Here is a 16,027-nt window from a genome sequence, read left to right as displayed (position 1 = left end):
CCTCTCTTGACTTATTACCTTAGGTCTGGCTAATAATTTCATCTGTAAGCTGTTCTACCGTAAGTGGCATAGTCTTGAAGACAAAGCCCTTTTCTTGCAGTTCAAACGCCATTTCTGTGACTTCTGGCAAGCTTAAATGATGTTGTTTTAACCAATCGGGATCAGAAAAGACTTTCTGTGGTGAATCTTGTTTGATAACATGACCTTTTTCCAATACGACAACATGATCAGCATAATTAGAAACATCATTCATTTGATGCGTCACTAAAATAACTGTCATATTCTCTGATTGATGCAATTCATTAAAGAGCGTCATCATTTCCGTTCTTCCCTGGGGATCCAATCCAGCGGTTGGTTCGTCAAGAATTAGTATTTCAGGGTGAATAGCAATTATTCCAGCAATTGCAACACGTCTCATTTGACCACCTGATAGTTCAAACGGAGAACGGGACCACAGCTCCTTTGGAATACCGACCTTATTAAGAGAGTCTTCAGCTAAGCTAGTGGCCTTACTATCTTCAATTTCAAAATTAATCGGGCCAAACTTAACATCTTCAAGAACAGTATCAGCAAATAACTGACTCTCGGGAAATTGGAAAACAAGTCCAACGTTTTTGCGCACTTTAAGCAGTTGTTTGTTCTTAGACTTAGTATTAATTTCTTCACCATTAACGACAACAATGCCACTAGTAGGTTTTAGCAAACCATTTAAATGTTGAATCAAAGTGGATTTACCACTACCTGTATGACCAATCACAGCCGTATAAGATCCGTCTTTAATAGCTAAATTAATATCAAACAAAGATTGAAACGCAAACGGAGTGTTTGGCTGATAAGTATAATTTACTTTTTGGATCGTAATTGCCATAAATTATCCACCATACCTTTCTCACTCATCAACTGATGATCGAAATGATTCAAGCCTTTTGCTTCTAAACTCCATTTTAAACGTTCTGTAAATGGAGGCTCCAATCCTGTTAAGTTCATTAACTTGTGGTTCGTAAATACTGATTCAGGTGTGCCCTCACCAGCAATTACAGAATTATTTAATACAATAACATGATCAGCCAAAGTCGCTTCATTAACATCATGAGTTATAGAGATTACCGTGAGCCCCTTTTGTTGATGTAATTCTTTAATTAAACTGAGTATTTCTACGCGACCCTCAGGATCTAGCATACTCGTTGACTCATCTAAAATAATCAAATCTGGTGCAACAGCTAAGACTCCAGCAATTGCCACTCTCTGCTTCTGTCCACCAGAAAGCTGGTCCGGTTGATGTGTTTTAAACTCGGTCATTCGAACCTGTTCTAAAACTTGATTAACCGTCTTATGCATAGTTTCAGTATCAATATTCTTATTTTCCATACCAAACGCAACATCATCTTCAACAGTTGCACCAACAAATTGATTGTCTGGATTTTGAAAAATCATACCGATTTGATCTCTAACTTGCCAAACTGAGTCGTTGGTTAATTCAATACCACCAACTTTAATAACTCCCTGTTTAAAATCTAGTAAGCCATCAATACAACGGGCTAGCGTGCTCTTGCCACTACCATTACGGCCTACAATTGCAGTCCATGACCCTTTTTCTATATTTAATGAAACATCCGATAAAGCCGGTCGTTCATCATTTTGTTGATATTTATATGTAAGATGTTCAACCGTAACCAAATTTTCCATTGCCTGTTCTCCCGAATAATATGATTTTAATTCTACCATATCAGGACACAAAAAAATCACTGAAGATACTGATAGTCAGTCGAATAAACGACTCACCGTGGGCTAGACTCGGATTTCTCCATCATCGTAACACCCTACCAATACCTTAGTGATAGATTTGTTAATTTTAAAAATCGTTAAAGCTTAGTCAACTAGCTCTAAAACGACCATTTGAGCTCCGTCTCCACGACGTGGCATTGTCTTGTAAATACGTGTGTATCCACCTTGACGATCTGCATAGCGTGAAGATAAATCACCAAACAGTTTTTGAAGTGCAGATGATACTTTAATATCGTCTCCATCTTCAGCAACATCAGCAACAACGTTACGAACGAATGCTGCAGCTTGACGGCGGGCGTGTAAATCGCCACGTTTACCCAATGTAATCATCTTGTCGGTAGTCGAACGAACTTCTTTAGCTCGTGCTTCAGTTGTTACGATTTTTTCGTTAACAATCAAATCAGTTGTAAGATCACGAAGTAAAGCTTTTCGTTGTGAGCTTGTGCGACCTAATTTTCGATAACTCATCTATGGAAACCCTCCTTATAATTAGTCTTCAGAACGTAATGAAAGACCTAATGCATTAAGTTTTTCAATAACTTCTTCAAGTGACTTGCGACCAAGGTTTCTAACCTTCATCATTTGTGCTTCAGTACGATCAGTCAATTCTTGAACAGTATTGATACCAGCACGTTTCAAACAATTGTATGAACGAACAGACAAATCAAGTTCCTCGATTGTCATTTCTAGCATCTTTTCCTTGTGAGATTCTTCTTTTTCAACCATAATTTCAGTATCTTTAGCCTGATCATTAAGGTTAACGAAGATTGCAAGATGTTCTGTTAAGATTTTTGCTGAAAGACTTGTTGCTTCACTAGGAGTAATTGAACCATCTGTCCAAATATCCAGTGTTAACTTGTCATAATCATCCCGCTGACCAACACGTGTGTTTTCAACTTGATAATTGACACGTTCGATTGGGGTATAAATAGAATCGATTGGCAATACACCAATTGGCATATCAGCCTTTCGAGCCTTATTTTCGTCCGCAGAAGTATATCCACGTCCTTTTTCAGCTGTTAAGTGGGCATGGAATGTCGCACCTTCAGCTACAGTACAGATAGCTAAGTCAGGATTAAGAATCGTAACATCGCTATCAGCACTAATATCACCAGCAGTAACAGTAGCTGGACCCTTAACATCAATTTCCATTGACTTTTCGTCATCAGAATCAATTTTAAGTGAGACTTTCTTCAGATTTAAGATGATTTGTGTAACGTCTTCTACTACACCTTTAACAGTTGAGAATTCGTGTAAAACATCATCAATCTGAACACTCGTAACAGCAGCCCCTGGTAATGATGAAAGTAAAATACGACGAAGTGAATTACCTAATGTTGTACCGTATCCACGTTCCAACGGTTCGATAACAAATCGACCATAGTTTTCGCTCTCATCAACTTTATGAATCTTTGGCTTCTCAAATTCGATCATTCTAATTTTTACCCCTTTCAAAACGCACTGTGCATCTCGATTTTAAATGCATCAAGAAGTTTGACCTCAAATAGAATCGAACTCTATACACGACGGCGCTTTGGAGGACGAGAACCATTATGAGGTACTGGTGTAACATCGCGAATAGCTGTTACTTCAAGACCAGTAGCTTGTAGTGCACGAATTGCAGCTTCACGTCCTGAACCAGGACCCTTAACAGCAACTTCTACACTTTTCATTCCTTGTTCCATAGCTGCTTTAGTAGCTGCTTCTGCAGCCATTTGAGCAGCAAATGGTGTAGACTTACGACTACCTTTGAAACCAAGTGAACCAGCTGATGACCATGCAACAGCGTTTCCTTGAGGATCAGTAATCATAACAAGGGTATTGTTAAATGTTGAGTGGATATGTGCAACTCCGGACTCAATGTTCTTTTTTACTCGACGTTTGCGAGAATTACGTTTGGTTGCCATAGAAATGCTAGCCTCCTTTTATTATTTTTTTCTACCTGCGATTGAAACTTTTTTACCTTTACGTGTACGTGCATTGTTCTTTGTGTGTTGACCACGAACTGGTAACCCACGACGATGACGCATTCCACGGTATGAACCAATTTCTTGGAGTCGCTTGATATCAAGGCTAACTGAACGACGAAGATCACCTTCGACACGGTAGTTATCAACTTCCGTACGAATCTTATCTTCTTGATCAGCTGTTAAATCACGTACTCGAACATCTTCGGATACACCAGCATCCTTCAAGATCTTTTGAGCAGTTGTGTTACCAATACCAAAAATGTAAGTTAAGCCAATGACAATACGCTTGTCACGTGGCAAATCAATACCTGCAATACGGGCCATTAAATTTCACCTCCAAGTTAATTATTATTTTCCTTGACGCTGTTTGTGCTTAGGATTTGCAGAGCAAATTACCATAACGCGTCCTTTACGTTTAATTATTTTACAATGTTCGCACATTGGTTTCACTGATGGACGTACCTTCATGAATAGATCCTCCTAAACGAATAAAACTATTTGAATCGATAGGTAATGCGACCCTTGGACAGATCATAAGGTGACATTTCAACGGTTACCTTATCTCCTGGAAGAATCTTAATATAATGCATTCGAATCTTACCCGAAACATGGGCAAGAATCTCATGACCATTTTCAAGTTCTACTTTAAACATCGCATTAGGTAAGGTTTCTTTAACCATACCCTCAATTTCAATGACATTATCTTTAGCCACTAAATTTGTGCCTCCCATAACTTTCCTATACTAAACTCACGAAAAAGCTCCAAAGTATATTACTCGAAGCTAAACCTTAGAGAGTTTACCATACGAAAAAACTATTTGCAAATAACAACAATTTTAAATGTATGATAGACAAGCACAATTAAAGGGCTTTTAAGACCTTCTGGATTTCAGAATAAACATCATCAATATCCTGATCTCCATTAATATTGTAAAGGAGATGCTTGTCTTCGTAGTAATCAATCAAAGGCGTGTTAAGTTTTGTGTTAACAGCAATTCGATTTTTTACTGTTTCAGGCTTATCATCTTCACGTTGATAGAATTCATGATGTCCGCAGACATCGCAGGTTCCTTCAACCTTTGGACGATTGTAAAGCTTGTGATATGTAGCACCACAGTTTTTACAAATGAAACGACCAGACAAACGAGCAATTAATACTTCTGGATCAACATGAATGTTAATAACAGCAGTAACAGGTTTGTTTAGACGGCCAGTCATTTCATCAAGTGCCTTAGCTTGATCAAGATTTCTAGGAAATCCGTCAAGCATGTAGCCATCATTTACGTCATCCATTGATAAACGATCCTCAACAATTCCGTTTGTAACACTATCAGGAACTAATTCACCTTTATCAATGAACCCTTTAGCTTCAACACCCATCTTGGTTTCATTCTTCATGGCTTCACGGAAAATGTCACCAGTAGAAATGTGTTGAATCTTAAAATCTTCTACAATTCGTTGAGCCTGAGTACCTTTACCTGCACCCGGTAGACCCATTAATACAAGATTTAATTTAGTCATTTAAATTCTCCCCTAAACAATTAATCAACTTTATACTTACTCACGGATAAATCCTACATATTCTTGTTTCATCATTAAACCTTCAATTTGGTTTACTAAGTCAATAGCAACACCAATAACAATTAGAAGACTTGTTCCACCAAGACCAATTGATTCGTCAAGGCCCCAAATGTTACTTGCTAATAAAGGAACTAAAGCAACTAAGCCAAGAAATAGAGCTCCCACAACGCTAAGTCGCATTAATAAACGCGATACATAGTTTTGAGTTTCTTGTCCGGGCCAAACGCCTGGAATATAGCTACCTTGCTTTTGTAGATTCTCAGCAAGTTTTTCAGGATTGACTTGAACAAAAGCATAAAAGAATGTAAACAGAACAATCAATACAGTATATAAAATTGCTCCATCCGTAGTCTGCATATTGAAGACATCTTTAAGCACTTGATACCAACTATCATCGGAATGATTGGCTGCAAATGCCATCAGAATCGTTTGCGGTGTAGAAATAAACGAACTAGCAAAAATAACAGGGATAACTCCCGCTACATTAACCTTTAACGGAAGATAACTGCTTTCAGGTGCACCAGAAGCTCTTCTAGTGTACTGAATAGGAACTTTACGACTAGCTTGTTGAACCCAAGTTACGAAAACCACAATTGCAATAATTGCAATCAGAAGAATCCCGACATAGAGATAACTCTGTACCCATTGACTCTTGGGAGTGTTAAGGAATTGTTCAGTGTAGATTTGTTTAATCCCTGTTGGAGTTCTAGCAATGATACCTGCAAAGATAATCATTGAGACACCATTACCAATACCACGTTCAGTAATCATATCCCCCATCCAGGTTGTAAGCATTGTTCCAGCCGTTAGAATCAAACCAATCGTGACGAAGGTTTGAACATTCGGTTGATCAACTAAATGCATACTACTTAAGTAGTTAAATCCTGCCGTGATACCTATCGATTGAGCAAATGCCAAAACGATTGTGAAGTATCTAGTAACCTGATTCAACTTTCTACGACCGACCTCACCTTGTTTGCTCCATTCAACAAACTTCGGCACAATATCCATCTGTAAAAGTTGAATAATAATTTGCGCAGTGATGTAAGGTGAAACACCCATCGCAAAGATGGAATAGTTCGTTAATCCCCCACCACTAAAAGTATTAAGAATTCCGACTAAGCCAGAAGACGAAATGCTTGCAAGTGCCTTAGCATTAACGCCCGGCACAGTGATAAATGCTCCTAATCGAAATACAATCAAAACACCAAGTGTGAAGAGAATTTTATTTCTAATATCTTTCACTAATAAAGCGTTTTTGATAGTCGATAGCATTAAATCACCTCAGTTTTACCACCAGCAGCTTCAATTGCTTTAACAGCGCTATCAGAGAATTTATTAGCTTTAACTGTAAGCTTCTTTGAAACTTCGCCGTTTCCAAGAACTTTAACACCACTTAATTGTTTGCTGATAATGCCAGCTTTAAGTAATGCTTCTGGAGTAACTTCAGCACCATCATCAAAAACATTGAGACGATCTAAGTTTACAACAGCATATTCTTTACGGTTGATGTTAGTGAATCCACGTTTTGGAATACGACGGTACAATGGCATTTGGCCACCTTCGAATCCAAGACGTACTTTACCACGAGCCTTTTGACCTTTTTGTCCACGACCAGCAGTTTTTCCGTTACCAGAAGAAGTACCACGGCCAATACGCTTGCGCGATGTACGTGAGCCTTCACTAGCTTTTAATTCATTCAACTTCATGCAAAGGAACCTCCAATCTCAAAAAATTATTTAACTTCTTCAACTTCAATTAAGTGTGCAATGTGGAAAATTGCTCCACGAGTAGCCTCGTTATTAGGTAGGACAACAGAACTGTTAACACGACCTAATCCCAATTCTTTAACAATTTTACGTTGCTTAGGGAGGCGATGTACTGCACTTTTAATGAGAGTAATCTTTAACATTAATATTTCCTCCTTATTCAGCTAAGTGGTCTACTGAAACACCACGAAGGGCAGCAACTTCCTCAGCATTGTGCATATTCTTTAAGCCTTCGAAAGTAGCACGGACAACGTTAACAGGAGTGTTTGAACCCAAACGCTTACTTGTAACATCACCAATACCGGCTAATTCCATAACGGCACGAACAGCACCACCAGCAGCAACTCCAGAACCTTCTGGAGCTGGCTTCAATAGGATGCGGCCACCACCGAATGTACCAATGATTTCATGAGGGATAGTTGTTCCAACAATAGGAACTTCAATTAAGCTCTTACGTGCAGTTTCAACAGCCTTACGAATAGCTTCTGGTACTTCTTGTGCTTTACCAGTTCCGAAACCAACGTGACCATTCTTATCACCAACAACAACTAATGCAGCAAAGCGTAGACGACGTCCACCTTTAACAACCTTAGTAACACGGTTGATAGAAACAACACTATCTTCGATTTCTAACTTATCTGGATCGATAAACTTCGACATGTTCGTTTTCCCTCCTATCCTAGAATTTAAGTCCGTTTTCACGAGCAGCTTCTGCTAAAGCTTGCACGCGACCATGATAGATATATCCACCACGATCAAAAACGACATTTTCAATTTTCTTTTCAACAGCTCGTTTAGCTACTAAAGCACCAACTTGGCTTGCGACTTCAGTCTTCGAACCGCCTGATACTTCGCTATCTATTGTTGAGGCACTAACTAGCGTCACACCCGCTACGTCATCAATAATTTGAGCGTAGATGTTTTTATTAGAACGATATACATTTAAGCGTGGGCACTCTGCAGTACCAGAGATCTTTGCACGAACGCGTGAGTGACGACGTTGACGTGACTTGTTCTTATCTGGTTTAGAAATCAAAATATTCACCTCTACTATTTGATTATCAGCTGACTAAATCAAGCTGCTTTATTTACCTGTTTTACCTTCTTTAAGACGTACATATTCTCCAACATAACGAACACCCTTACCTTTATAAGGTTCAGGAGAACGTACGGCACGAATCTCAGCAGCTAAATCACCAACACGTTGTTTGCTGATCCCGCTAACATTGATATGTGTGTTGTCAGGAACTTCGACCTTTAAGTCTTCAGGAGTTTCCATTTCAACTGGGTTTGAGTAACCTAAGTTCAAGATTAATGTCTTGCCCTTAAGTTGTGCACGATAACCAACACCGACTAACTCAAGTTTCTTTTCAAAACCATTTACAACGCCATCAACCATGTTGTTGACGTTTGCACGAGTTGTTCCATGAAGTGCACGCATCTTGTTATCATCGCTTGGACGTGAGAATGAAATGACGTTGCCATCAATCTTCATTGTAATGTCTTTGCTGATTTCACGATTAAGTTCACCTTTAGGACCTTTTACAGTTACGTTGTTGCCATCTTGTTTAACTTCAACACCAGCTGGAATTTCAACTGGTTTATTACCGATACGGCTCATTCGAAGACACCTCCTTGTTTATTAATTATTACCAGATATAAGCTAATACTTCGCCACCAATTTTTTTAGCGCGAGCTTCTTTATCTGTTACGACACCTTGTGAAGTTGAGATAATTGCGATACCTAAACCGTTCAATACCTTAGGAACTTCATCTGATTTAACGTATGAACGTAAACCTGGTTTTGAAATACGCTTCAAACCTGTGATTACACGTTCATTGTTCTTTCCATATTTAAGGAATACGCGAATGATACCTTGCTTGTCATCATCAATGTATTCAACATCTTTGATAAAACCTTCATTCTTAAGAATTTCGGCAATATCGTGTTTGATTTTAGATGCAGGTACTTCTAATGATTCGTGACGCACCATGTTGGCGTTACGAATACGAGTTAGAAAGTCTGCAATAGGATCAGTCATAGACATTAAGTATTACCCTCCTTTTACTCTGGTTTATTGTTTACCAACTAGCTTTCTTCATACCAGGAATTTGTCCTTCATGAGCTAATTCACGAAGGCAAATACGGCATAAATGGAATTTACGGTATACAGAGTGTGGACGGCCACAACGTTCACAACGAGTGTAAGCTTGTGTTGAATACTTTGCTGGACGTTCACTCTTAACTACTAATGATTTTTTAGCCAAATTTATAGCTCCCTTCGCTTACTTTTCAAATGGCATTCCTAATTGTGCCAATAACTCACGTGATTCTTCATCTGTATTTGCAGTTGTAACGATAACAATATCTAAACCGCGAACACGATTAACATTATCATAATCAATTTCTGGGAAAATCAATTGTTCACGAACACCAAGCGTATAGTTACCACGACCGTCAAAGGCCTTTGAACTGATACCATGGAAGTCACGAACACGTGGAAGTGAAACGTTGATTAACTTGTCCAAGAAATCATACATTCTTTCGCCACGAAGAGTTACTTTAGCACCAATTGACATACCTTCACGTAAACGGAAGCCAGCAATTGACTTTTTAGCTTTTGTAACAAGTGGTTTTTGACCAGAGATAAGAGCAAGTTCAGCAACTGCTTCATCAAGATTCTTAGCGTTAGTAACAGCGTCACCAACACCCATGTTTAAAACAATCTTTTCAACCTTTGGTACTTGCATTACAGAAGTGTAATCAAACTTAGTAACCATTGCTGGTGTGATTTCACTAACGTACTTTTCTTTCAAACGATTTGCCATGAAAATTATTTCCTCCCTTCAATAATTATTTGTCGATACTTTCGCCAGATTTTTTTGAAACGCGAACTTTCTTACCGTCAACAAACTTAAAACCAACACGTGTAGGTTCATTAGTTGAAGGGTCAATAAGCATAACGTTTGATACAGCGATTGGTGCTTCGATATCAAGGATTCCACCTTGTGGGTTGGCATTGTTTGGCTTTTGATGTTTTTTAATCATGTTTAAGCCTTCAACAACTACCCGATTTTCTTTAGCAAGAGTTTTTTTGATGGTACCTTCCTTGCCTTTATCTTTTCCGCTAATAATGCGAACTTTGTCGCCTACTTTTACGAACATTGGGTGTCGCACCTCCTTCGATCCGATGATAAATTACAGTACTTCAGGCGCTAAGGAAACAATCTTCATGTAGTCCTTGTCACGTAATTCACGTGCAACGGGGCCAAAGATACGTGTTCCTTGAGGGCTCTTATCGTCTTTGATTAACACAGCTGCATTTTCATCGAACTTGATGTATGAACCATCAGTACGGTGTGCACCTTGTTTTGTACGAACAACAACGGCTTTTACAACGTCACCTTTTTTGACAACGCCACCTGGTGTTGCTTGCTTTACAGTAGCTACGATTGTATCACCAATGTAACCAAATTTTACATGTGAACCACCTAAAACTTTAATAACTAAAAGTTCACGTGCTCCAGAATTGTCAGCAACTTTTAAACGACTCTCTTGTTGGATCACAGTTAGTGTCCTCCCTTCATGTGTGTATCAGAATACGAATTTCTAGAATTTAGATAATAACTGCTTTTTGAACAATATCTAACAAACGGAATCGTTTTGTAGCAGACAATGGACGAGTTTCCATAATTGTTACAATATCGCCAGTCTTAGCTTCGTTATTTTCATCATGTGCTTTGTACTTCTTTGAATATCGAACACGTTTTCCATAGACAGGGTGTGTTTTATAAGTATCGATCTGAACAGTAATTGTCTTATCCATCTTATCTGAAACAACACGTCCTTGGTAAACTTTTCGAGCGTTACGTTCTTCACTCATTAATTAAGTCCTCCCTTCGTATTCTTCTACTTGTTTAATTCTTGTTGACGTAGAGCTGTTTTAATACGAGCGATGTTCTTACGAACAGCCTTTAGGCGAGCAGTGTTTTCCAATTGACCAGTTGCAAGTTGGAAACGCAAGTTAAATAACTCATCCTTGTATTCTTTTTCTTTATTGATCATTTCATCAGTGGTTAACTCATTAATTTCTTTAGCCTTCATCTGATTCGCCACCTACTTCCTCGCGAGTGATAATCTTAGTTTTAACAGGAAGTTTCATTGCTGCAAGTCTTAAAGCTTCGCGTGCAATTTCTTCTGAAACACCACCAACTTCGAACATTACCTTTTCGCGTTTTACTGGAGCTACCCAGCCTTCTGGAGTACCTTTACCATTACCCATACGAACACCAACACCTTTAGAAGTGTAGGACTTGTGAGGGAAAATTTTAATCCAGACCTTACCGCCACGTTTCATGTGACGAGTCATAGCGACACGGGCTGCTTCAATCTGACGGTTAGAAATCCAATGTGAAGTTACAGCTTGTAAGCCGAATTCACCGAATGTAACAGTCTTGCCACCCTTTGCGGCACCACGCATTTTACCACGGTGCTCACGACGATGCTTTACTCGTTTTGGTACTAGCATGTGTATTTCCCTCCTTATTTAGCGTTTCTTTTTGTTTCTTTAACTGCGGGTAATACTTCACCACGATAGATCCAGGTTTTAACACCTAATTGACCGTATGTAGTACGAGCTTCTACCCATGCATAGTCAACATCAGCACGTAATGTGTGTAGAGGAACTGTTCCTTCTGAATAGTGTTCAACACGTGACATGTCAGCACCATTTAAACGACCAGCGACTTGTGTCTTAATTCCTTTTGCACCAGAACGCATTGTACGTTGCATAGCTTGTTTCATCGCACGACGGAATGCCACGCGACCTTCTAATTGAGCAGCGATGTTTTCACCAACAAGTTTAGCTTCAAGATCAGGTTTCTTGATTTCAACGATGTTGATATGAACACGTTTGCCAGTTAAATTGTTTAATTGTTTACGTAACTTTTCAACTTCAGAACCACCCTTACCGATAACCATTCCTGGTTTTGCAGTATGAATTGAAACATTAACGCGATTTGCGGCACGTTCAATTTCAACGGTTGATACTGATGCGTCAGCAAGTTGCTTTGCGACGAATTCACGAATCTTAATATCTTCAGCTAGGAATTTAGCAAAATCTTTATCAGCATACCATTTTGCTTCCCAGTCACGAATGACACCGACACGGAATCCATTAGGATTTACTTTTTGACCCACGTGTTATCCCTCCTGTTTTTCTGATACTACTAAAGTAATATGACTTGTACGTTTGTTAATTGGTGAAGCAGAACCCTTTGCACGGGGACGGAAACGTTTTAACGTTGGTCCTTCATTAACAAAGACTTTGCTGATAACCAAATCTTCACGATCTAAGTCAAAATTATTTTCAGCGTTTGCCACTGCAGACTTCAATACCTTTTCAACTACAGGTGAAGCACCACGTGGTGTGAATTTTAAAATTGCAAAAGCTTCAGCGACGCTTTTACCTCTGATAAGATCGACTACGAGACGAACCTTACGAGCGGCAATTCGAACAGTCTTTGCAGTTGCCTGTGCAGATGTAACTTGTTCAGCCATGATTCATCCTCCTTATTTACCAGCTGTTTTCTTGTCGTCACCACCGTGACCACGGAAAGTACGTGTTGGAACAAATTCGCCAAGCTTATGACCAACCATATCGTCTTGAATGTAAACTGGAACGTGCTTTCTTCCATCATAGACTGCAATAGTGTAACCAATAAAGCTAGGGAAAATTGTTGAACGACGTGACCATGTGCGGATTACAGATTTTTTATCTGAATCTTTTTGAGCATCAATTTTTTTCAAAAGATGTTCGTCAGCGAATGGTCCCTTTTTTAAACTACGACCCATTATTTGACCTCCTTATGAAAGCTTGTTCTAGATATTACCTAAGCGACCGCGTTTACGACCACGAACGATAAATTTAGTTGATTTGTTGTGCTTGTTACGAGTTTTCTTACCAATAGTCTTCTTACCCCATGGTGATAGAGGTGATGGACGACCAATAGGAGCTTTACCTTCACCACCACCATGTGGATGATCGTTAGGGTTCATTACAGAACCACGAACATGTGGGCGTTGACCAGCGTAACGAGTACGACCAGCTTTACCAACATTTACAAGTTCATGTTCTTCATTACCAACAGCACCAATTGTTGCACGGCATGTTGATAGAATCATACGAACTTCTGATGAAGTTAAACGAACAAGGACGTATTTACCTTCTTTACCAAGTAATTGAGCTGAAGTACCAGCTGAACGAACAAGTTGTCCACCCTTACCAGGTTTTAATTCGATATTGTGAATAACAGTACCAACAGGAATATCACTAAGTGGTAATGTATTACCAACTTTGATATCTGCATCAGGTCCAGATTGAACTTTATCTCCAACCTTCAAACCTTTTGGTGCAATGATGTATGACTTAACACCATCAGCATAAACAAGAAGTGCAATGTTTGCTGTACGGTTTGGATCATATTCGATTGCCTTAACTGTTGCTGGAACATCATCTTTAATACGTTTGAAATCGATAACACGGTATTGACGCTTGTTACCACCGCCACGATGACGAACTGTCATGCGACCAGAGTTATTACGACCAGCAGTATGGCTTTGAGATTCTAACAATGACTTTTCAGGAGCTTTTTTAGTGATTTCACTATAGTCCAATTGAGTCATACCACGACGAGCATTCGTCGTTGGTTTGTATTTCTTAATCCCCACGTTGTTTCCCTCCTATACTTACTATTATTTATTCTTCGCTAAATAATTGAATTTCTTTTGAGTCAGCTGATAAGCTAACAATTGCCTTACGGCGTTTCTTTGTGTAACCAGCGTAACGGCCTTGGCGTTTAAGCTTACCTTTAACATTCATAATGTTAATTTTAATAACTTTAACGTCGAAGACTTCTTCGACAGCTTTTTTAACTTGTGTCTTAGTAGCGCGTGGATCAACATCGAATGTATAACGTTTATCGTCCAAGAGTGCCATTGAGCTTTCAGTGACAACGGGACGTAAGATAATATCACGTGATTCCATTATGCTAGAGCCTCCTCTACTTGAGAAAGAGCCTTTTGTGTAATGACAAGTTTGTCGCTGTTTGCAATATCCAAAACATTAATACCATCAGGTTTAACGATTTTAACATTTGGCAAGTTACGAGCAGCCAATACAGCACTTTCGTTTTCTTCTTCAAGAACTAACAATGCTTTCTTTTCAACATTAAGTTTGCTTAATGATTGAGCAAAGTCTTTTGTTTTTGGTGTGTCAAAATTGAATGTATCAACAACAACCAAGCTTTCGTCAAGAACTTTTTGTGAAAGAACTGACTTCAATGCTAAACGACGCATTTTCTTAGGAATGCTGTAAGCATATGATCTTGGAGTTGGTCCGAAGACGATACCACCACCACGCCATTGTGGTGAACGGATTGAACCTTGGCGAGCACGTCCAGTACCCTTTTGACGCCATGGCTTTCTACCACCACCACGAACAGCACTACGGTTTTTAACTGCATGTGTTCCTTGACGCATTGAAGCACGTTGCATAACGATAGCTTCGAAGATAACGTCGTTATTAGGTTCGATACCAAAGATATCTGCGTTTAAGTCGACGTCACCATTTTGTGCGCCGTCTTGTTTAAATAATGAAACGGTAGTCATTTATTGGTCCTCCCTTCTTATTTAGATGCTTTCTTAACAGCACTCTTAACAACTAAGTATGATTTCTTTGAACCAGGTACATTACCTTTAACTAAGAGTACGTTATTTTCTGTATCAGCCTTAACGATTTCAAGGTTTTGAATAGTAACTGTGTTGTTACCCATACGACCAGGTAACTTCTTTCCTGGGAATACTCGGTTAATAACAGCACCGAGAGAACCAGGACGACGATGATAACGAGAACCGTGCGCCATCGGACCACGACTTTGTCCATCTTTCTTGATAACACCTTGGAAACCATGTCCCTTAGTAGTACCAGTAACATCAACGATGTCGCCAGCTTCGAATACGTCAGCACTTAATGTGTCACCGACTTTTGTTTCTCCAAGCTCGACATCTCTGATTTCATGGATGAAGCGCTTAGGATTTGTGTTTGCTTTTGAAACATGACCTTGTTCAGGTTTGTTGCTCAATACTTGACGTTTATCGTCAAAACCAAGTTGTACGGCTGAATAACCATCGTTTTCAACAGTTTTCAATTGAAGTACAACGTTAGGAGTTGTATCGATAACAGTTACGGGAACAAGTTCACCGTTTGCAGTAAAGACCTGAGTCATACCGACTTTTTTTCCTAAGATTCCTTTTGTGGTCATGAGTACACCTCCATATATTATTTGTAAAAATTATAGTTTGATTTCAATATCTACACCACTTGGCAAGTCAAGTTTCATCAATGAGTCAACTGTCTTTGGTGTTGGGTTAACGATATCGATCAATCGTTTGTGTGTTCGCATTTCGAATTGTTCACGAGCTTTTTTAAACTTATGTGGTGAACTCAATACAGTATAAACTGTTCTTTCTGTTGGCAATGGGATTGGACCCGAAATTGTTGCTCCAGTACGTTGTGCTGTTTCAACGATCTTGTCAGCAGATTGATCTAAAATGCGGTGTTCGTAGGCCTTTAAGCGAATACGAATTTTTTGTTTTGCCATTGTGTTACCTCCTTCGTCTATTTTCAAAATAAGACTAGCTCCGTGAAAATTACCGCCACACCCTCGTGGCAAAGCGGCCGGGTGTGTCGCAACCTTTCACATCACAGCTCCTCTATTGTCTATCAATTTAGAGGGCATACTACACCCCTCCAAATTTCAAGTACTTATCCATAATACATGATAAATGGGAGTTTGACAACCCTTTTTAAAGACAATTTGATTACAAAATAAAAAACCCGAATTGTCAAATCAAGTGCAACA

The 16,027-nt window shown here is 39.2% G+C and carries 31 protein-coding genes; all 31 read right to left on the bottom strand.

Annotation, left to right across the window (positions count from 1 at the left end; all coding sequences use genetic code 11):
• Positions 1 to 19 precede the first annotated feature (19 nt).
• The 31 genes from IV88_RS07745 to rpsJ all read right to left on the bottom strand — a co-directional run bounded on the left by IV88_RS07745 (position 20) and on the right by rpsJ (position 15,766).
• Positions 20 to 868, bottom strand: a complete 849-nt coding sequence (locus IV88_RS07745; RefSeq protein WP_057800333.1) for an energy-coupling factor transporter ATPase — start codon at positions 866 to 868, stop codon at positions 20 to 22.
• The gene (locus IV88_RS07740; RefSeq protein ID WP_057800332.1) at positions 844 to 1,686 is read right to left on the bottom strand and encodes an energy-coupling factor transporter ATPase; all 843 of its coding nucleotides are present in this window, start codon (positions 1,684 to 1,686) and stop codon (positions 844 to 846) included. The genes IV88_RS07745 and IV88_RS07740 overlap by 25 nt, the downstream gene beginning before the upstream one ends.
• A gap of 183 nt (positions 1,687 to 1,869) precedes the next feature.
• Positions 1,870 to 2,253, bottom strand: a complete 384-nt coding sequence (rplQ, locus tag IV88_RS07735) for a 50S ribosomal protein L17 (RefSeq protein ID WP_057800331.1) — start codon at positions 2,251 to 2,253, stop codon at positions 1,870 to 1,872.
• A gap of 21 nt (positions 2,254 to 2,274) precedes the next feature.
• Positions 2,275 to 3,219 carry a DNA-directed RNA polymerase subunit alpha gene (locus IV88_RS07730; protein WP_057800330.1) on the bottom strand — a complete coding sequence of 315 codons (945 nt, stop codon included), beginning with the start codon at positions 3,217 to 3,219 and terminating at the stop codon, positions 2,275 to 2,277.
• Positions 3,220 to 3,302: 83 nt separating this feature from the next.
• Positions 3,303 to 3,692: a 30S ribosomal protein S11 gene (gene rpsK / locus IV88_RS07725; protein WP_057800329.1), complete on the bottom strand. Its 390-nt coding sequence runs from the start codon at positions 3,690 to 3,692 to the stop codon at positions 3,303 to 3,305.
• Between the two features lie 21 nt (positions 3,693 to 3,713).
• The gene (rpsM, locus tag IV88_RS07720; RefSeq protein WP_057800328.1) at positions 3,714 to 4,079 is read right to left on the bottom strand and encodes a 30S ribosomal protein S13; all 366 of its coding nucleotides are present in this window, start codon (positions 4,077 to 4,079) and stop codon (positions 3,714 to 3,716) included.
• A gap of 24 nt (positions 4,080 to 4,103) precedes the next feature.
• On the bottom strand, positions 4,104 to 4,223 hold the full coding sequence (gene rpmJ / locus IV88_RS07715; protein ID WP_002832248.1) for a 50S ribosomal protein L36: 120 nt from the start codon (positions 4,221 to 4,223) through the stop codon (positions 4,104 to 4,106).
• A 26-nt stretch (positions 4,224 to 4,249) separates the two neighbouring features.
• Complete coding sequence (gene infA, locus IV88_RS07710) at positions 4,250 to 4,468, bottom strand: translation initiation factor IF-1 (RefSeq protein ID WP_057800327.1); 219 nt, start codon at positions 4,466 to 4,468, stop codon at positions 4,250 to 4,252.
• A gap of 148 nt (positions 4,469 to 4,616) precedes the next feature.
• Positions 4,617 to 5,276: an adenylate kinase gene (locus IV88_RS07705; RefSeq protein WP_057800326.1), complete on the bottom strand. Its 660-nt coding sequence runs from the start codon at positions 5,274 to 5,276 to the stop codon at positions 4,617 to 4,619.
• Between the two features lie 36 nt (positions 5,277 to 5,312).
• Positions 5,313 to 6,611 (bottom strand): preprotein translocase subunit SecY, encoded by a 1,299-nt coding sequence (secY, locus tag IV88_RS07700; protein ID WP_057800325.1) that lies wholly within the window; start codon positions 6,609 to 6,611, stop codon positions 5,313 to 5,315.
• Positions 6,611 to 7,045 (bottom strand): 50S ribosomal protein L15, encoded by a 435-nt coding sequence (gene rplO / locus IV88_RS07695; RefSeq protein WP_057800324.1) that lies wholly within the window; start codon positions 7,043 to 7,045, stop codon positions 6,611 to 6,613. Before rplO ends, secY begins: the two co-directional genes overlap by 1 nt.
• 26 nt (positions 7,046 to 7,071) lie before the next feature.
• Entirely contained in the window at positions 7,072 to 7,254 is a 183-nt protein-coding gene (rpmD, locus tag IV88_RS07690; RefSeq protein WP_147165287.1) for a 50S ribosomal protein L30, read from the bottom strand.
• A gap of 7 nt (positions 7,255 to 7,261) precedes the next feature.
• The gene (rpsE, locus tag IV88_RS07685; protein ID WP_057800322.1) at positions 7,262 to 7,765 is read right to left on the bottom strand and encodes a 30S ribosomal protein S5; all 504 of its coding nucleotides are present in this window, start codon (positions 7,763 to 7,765) and stop codon (positions 7,262 to 7,264) included.
• 19 nt (positions 7,766 to 7,784) lie between these two features.
• Positions 7,785 to 8,141 carry a 50S ribosomal protein L18 gene (gene rplR, locus IV88_RS07680; protein WP_083486870.1) on the bottom strand — a complete coding sequence of 119 codons (357 nt, stop codon included), beginning with the start codon at positions 8,139 to 8,141 and terminating at the stop codon, positions 7,785 to 7,787.
• Positions 8,142 to 8,189: 48 nt separating this feature from the next.
• Entirely contained in the window at positions 8,190 to 8,726 is a 537-nt protein-coding gene (gene rplF, locus IV88_RS07675) for a 50S ribosomal protein L6 (RefSeq protein ID WP_057800320.1), read from the bottom strand.
• A 28-nt stretch (positions 8,727 to 8,754) separates the two neighbouring features.
• A complete protein-coding gene (rpsH, locus tag IV88_RS07670) occupies positions 8,755 to 9,153 on the bottom strand; it encodes a 30S ribosomal protein S8 (protein ID WP_057800319.1) in 399 nt (132 codons plus the stop codon).
• Between the two features lie 34 nt (positions 9,154 to 9,187).
• Positions 9,188 to 9,373 (bottom strand): type Z 30S ribosomal protein S14, encoded by a 186-nt coding sequence (locus IV88_RS07665; protein WP_057800318.1) that lies wholly within the window; start codon positions 9,371 to 9,373, stop codon positions 9,188 to 9,190.
• 18 nt (positions 9,374 to 9,391) lie between these two features.
• Positions 9,392 to 9,934 (bottom strand): 50S ribosomal protein L5, encoded by a 543-nt coding sequence (gene rplE, locus IV88_RS07660; protein ID WP_057800317.1) that lies wholly within the window; start codon positions 9,932 to 9,934, stop codon positions 9,392 to 9,394.
• Positions 9,935 to 9,959: 25 nt separating this feature from the next.
• Positions 9,960 to 10,271, bottom strand: a complete 312-nt coding sequence (rplX, locus tag IV88_RS07655; RefSeq protein WP_057800316.1) for a 50S ribosomal protein L24 — start codon at positions 10,269 to 10,271, stop codon at positions 9,960 to 9,962.
• A 33-nt stretch (positions 10,272 to 10,304) separates the two neighbouring features.
• The gene (gene rplN / locus IV88_RS07650; RefSeq protein WP_014215723.1) at positions 10,305 to 10,673 is read right to left on the bottom strand and encodes a 50S ribosomal protein L14; all 369 of its coding nucleotides are present in this window, start codon (positions 10,671 to 10,673) and stop codon (positions 10,305 to 10,307) included.
• 49 nt (positions 10,674 to 10,722) lie between these two features.
• Positions 10,723 to 10,989, bottom strand: coding sequence for a 30S ribosomal protein S17 (gene rpsQ, locus IV88_RS07645; RefSeq protein ID WP_057800315.1), 267 nt, complete (start codon positions 10,987 to 10,989; stop codon positions 10,723 to 10,725).
• A gap of 26 nt (positions 10,990 to 11,015) precedes the next feature.
• Entirely contained in the window at positions 11,016 to 11,210 is a 195-nt protein-coding gene (gene rpmC / locus IV88_RS07640) for a 50S ribosomal protein L29 (RefSeq protein WP_002832266.1), read from the bottom strand.
• The gene (gene rplP, locus IV88_RS07635; RefSeq protein ID WP_057800314.1) at positions 11,200 to 11,634 is read right to left on the bottom strand and encodes a 50S ribosomal protein L16; all 435 of its coding nucleotides are present in this window, start codon (positions 11,632 to 11,634) and stop codon (positions 11,200 to 11,202) included. The genes rpmC and rplP overlap by 11 nt, the downstream gene beginning before the upstream one ends.
• A 14-nt stretch (positions 11,635 to 11,648) precedes the next feature.
• Complete coding sequence (gene rpsC, locus IV88_RS07630) at positions 11,649 to 12,305, bottom strand: 30S ribosomal protein S3 (RefSeq protein WP_057800313.1); 657 nt, start codon at positions 12,303 to 12,305, stop codon at positions 11,649 to 11,651.
• Between the two features lie 3 nt (positions 12,306 to 12,308).
• Positions 12,309 to 12,665: a 50S ribosomal protein L22 gene (gene rplV, locus IV88_RS07625; protein WP_057800312.1), complete on the bottom strand. Its 357-nt coding sequence runs from the start codon at positions 12,663 to 12,665 to the stop codon at positions 12,309 to 12,311.
• A gap of 12 nt (positions 12,666 to 12,677) precedes the next feature.
• Complete coding sequence (rpsS, locus tag IV88_RS07620; protein ID WP_057800311.1) at positions 12,678 to 12,959, bottom strand: 30S ribosomal protein S19; 282 nt, start codon at positions 12,957 to 12,959, stop codon at positions 12,678 to 12,680.
• A gap of 27 nt (positions 12,960 to 12,986) precedes the next feature.
• Positions 12,987 to 13,835 carry a 50S ribosomal protein L2 gene (gene rplB, locus IV88_RS07615; RefSeq protein WP_057800310.1) on the bottom strand — a complete coding sequence of 283 codons (849 nt, stop codon included), beginning with the start codon at positions 13,833 to 13,835 and terminating at the stop codon, positions 12,987 to 12,989.
• A gap of 28 nt (positions 13,836 to 13,863) precedes the next feature.
• Positions 13,864 to 14,151, bottom strand: coding sequence for a 50S ribosomal protein L23 (gene rplW / locus IV88_RS07610; protein ID WP_057800309.1), 288 nt, complete (start codon positions 14,149 to 14,151; stop codon positions 13,864 to 13,866).
• Entirely contained in the window at positions 14,151 to 14,774 is a 624-nt protein-coding gene (gene rplD / locus IV88_RS07605) for a 50S ribosomal protein L4 (protein WP_057800308.1), read from the bottom strand. Before rplD ends, rplW begins: the two co-directional genes overlap by 1 nt.
• 17 nt (positions 14,775 to 14,791) lie before the next feature.
• Positions 14,792 to 15,427, bottom strand: a complete 636-nt coding sequence (gene rplC, locus IV88_RS07600; RefSeq protein WP_057800307.1) for a 50S ribosomal protein L3 — start codon at positions 15,425 to 15,427, stop codon at positions 14,792 to 14,794.
• Positions 15,428 to 15,457: 30 nt separating this feature from the next.
• Entirely contained in the window at positions 15,458 to 15,766 is a 309-nt protein-coding gene (gene rpsJ, locus IV88_RS07595) for a 30S ribosomal protein S10 (protein ID WP_057800306.1), read from the bottom strand.
• Positions 15,767 to 16,027: the final 261 nt, after the last annotated feature.

This window comes from Pediococcus argentinicus (assembly GCF_001437605.1).
Classification (GTDB): Bacteria; Bacillota; Bacilli; order Lactobacillales; family Lactobacillaceae; genus Pediococcus; species Pediococcus argentinicus.
This window is presented reverse-complemented; position numbering and strand designations above follow the sequence as displayed.

Excerpts from the sequence above, each read along its gene's own strand:
- IV88_RS07730 (WP_057800330.1), bottom strand. The coding sequence starts at position 3,219 with ATGATCGAATTTGAGAAGCCAAAGATTCATAAAGTTGATGAGAGCGAA.
- secY (WP_057800325.1), bottom strand. The coding sequence starts at position 6,611 with ATGCTATCGACTATCAAAAACGCTTTATTAGTGAAAGATATTAGAAAT.
- rpsE (WP_057800322.1), bottom strand. The coding sequence starts at position 7,765 with ATGTCGAAGTTTATCGATCCAGATAAGTTAGAAATCGAAGATAGTGTT.
- rplC (WP_057800307.1), bottom strand. The coding sequence starts at position 15,427 with ATGACCACAAAAGGAATCTTAGGAAAAAAAGTCGGTATGACTCAGGTC.
- IV88_RS07705 (WP_057800326.1), bottom strand. The coding sequence starts at position 5,276 with ATGACTAAATTAAATCTTGTATTAATGGGTCTACCGGGTGCAGGTAAA.
- IV88_RS07745 (WP_057800333.1), bottom strand. The coding sequence starts at position 868 with ATGGCAATTACGATCCAAAAAGTAAATTATACTTATCAGCCAAACACT.
- rpsK (WP_057800329.1), bottom strand. The coding sequence starts at position 3,692 with ATGGCAACCAAACGTAATTCTCGCAAACGTCGAGTAAAAAAGAACATT.
- rplV (WP_057800312.1), bottom strand. The coding sequence starts at position 12,665 with ATGGCTGAACAAGTTACATCTGCACAGGCAACTGCAAAGACTGTTCGA.
- rpmJ (WP_002832248.1), bottom strand. The coding sequence starts at position 4,223 with ATGAAGGTACGTCCATCAGTGAAACCAATGTGCGAACATTGTAAAATA.
- rplP (WP_057800314.1), bottom strand. The coding sequence starts at position 11,634 with ATGCTAGTACCAAAACGAGTAAAGCATCGTCGTGAGCACCGTGGTAAA.
- rplX (WP_057800316.1), bottom strand. The coding sequence starts at position 10,271 with ATGTTCGTAAAAGTAGGCGACAAAGTTCGCATTATTAGCGGAAAAGAT.
- rplD (WP_057800308.1), bottom strand. The coding sequence starts at position 14,774 with ATGACTACCGTTTCATTATTTAAACAAGACGGCGCACAAAATGGTGAC.
- rpsS (WP_057800311.1), bottom strand. The coding sequence starts at position 12,959 with ATGGGTCGTAGTTTAAAAAAGGGACCATTCGCTGACGAACATCTTTTG.
- rplQ (WP_057800331.1), bottom strand. The coding sequence starts at position 2,253 with ATGAGTTATCGAAAATTAGGTCGCACAAGCTCACAACGAAAAGCTTTA.
- rplO (WP_057800324.1), bottom strand. The coding sequence starts at position 7,045 with ATGAAGTTGAATGAATTAAAAGCTAGTGAAGGCTCACGTACATCGCGC.
- rplF (WP_057800320.1), bottom strand. The coding sequence starts at position 8,726 with ATGAGCCGTATCGGTAATAAACCAGTTGAAATTCCAGCTGGTGTTGAA.
- rpmC (WP_002832266.1), bottom strand. The coding sequence starts at position 11,210 with ATGAAGGCTAAAGAAATTAATGAGTTAACCACTGATGAAATGATCAAT.
- rpsM (WP_057800328.1), bottom strand. The coding sequence starts at position 4,079 with ATGGCCCGTATTGCAGGTATTGATTTGCCACGTGACAAGCGTATTGTC.
- rpsQ (WP_057800315.1), bottom strand. The coding sequence starts at position 10,989 with ATGAGTGAAGAACGTAACGCTCGAAAAGTTTACCAAGGACGTGTTGTT.
- rpsJ (WP_057800306.1), bottom strand. The coding sequence starts at position 15,766 with ATGGCAAAACAAAAAATTCGTATTCGCTTAAAGGCCTACGAACACCGC.
- rplW (WP_057800309.1), bottom strand. The coding sequence starts at position 14,151 with ATGGAATCACGTGATATTATCTTACGTCCCGTTGTCACTGAAAGCTCA.
- IV88_RS07740 (WP_057800332.1), bottom strand. The coding sequence starts at position 1,686 with ATGGAAAATTTGGTTACGGTTGAACATCTTACATATAAATATCAACAA.
- rpsH (WP_057800319.1), bottom strand. The coding sequence starts at position 9,153 with ATGTCTATGACTGATCCTATTGCAGACTTTCTAACTCGTATTCGTAAC.
- rplE (WP_057800317.1), bottom strand. The coding sequence starts at position 9,934 with ATGGCAAATCGTTTGAAAGAAAAGTACGTTAGTGAAATCACACCAGCA.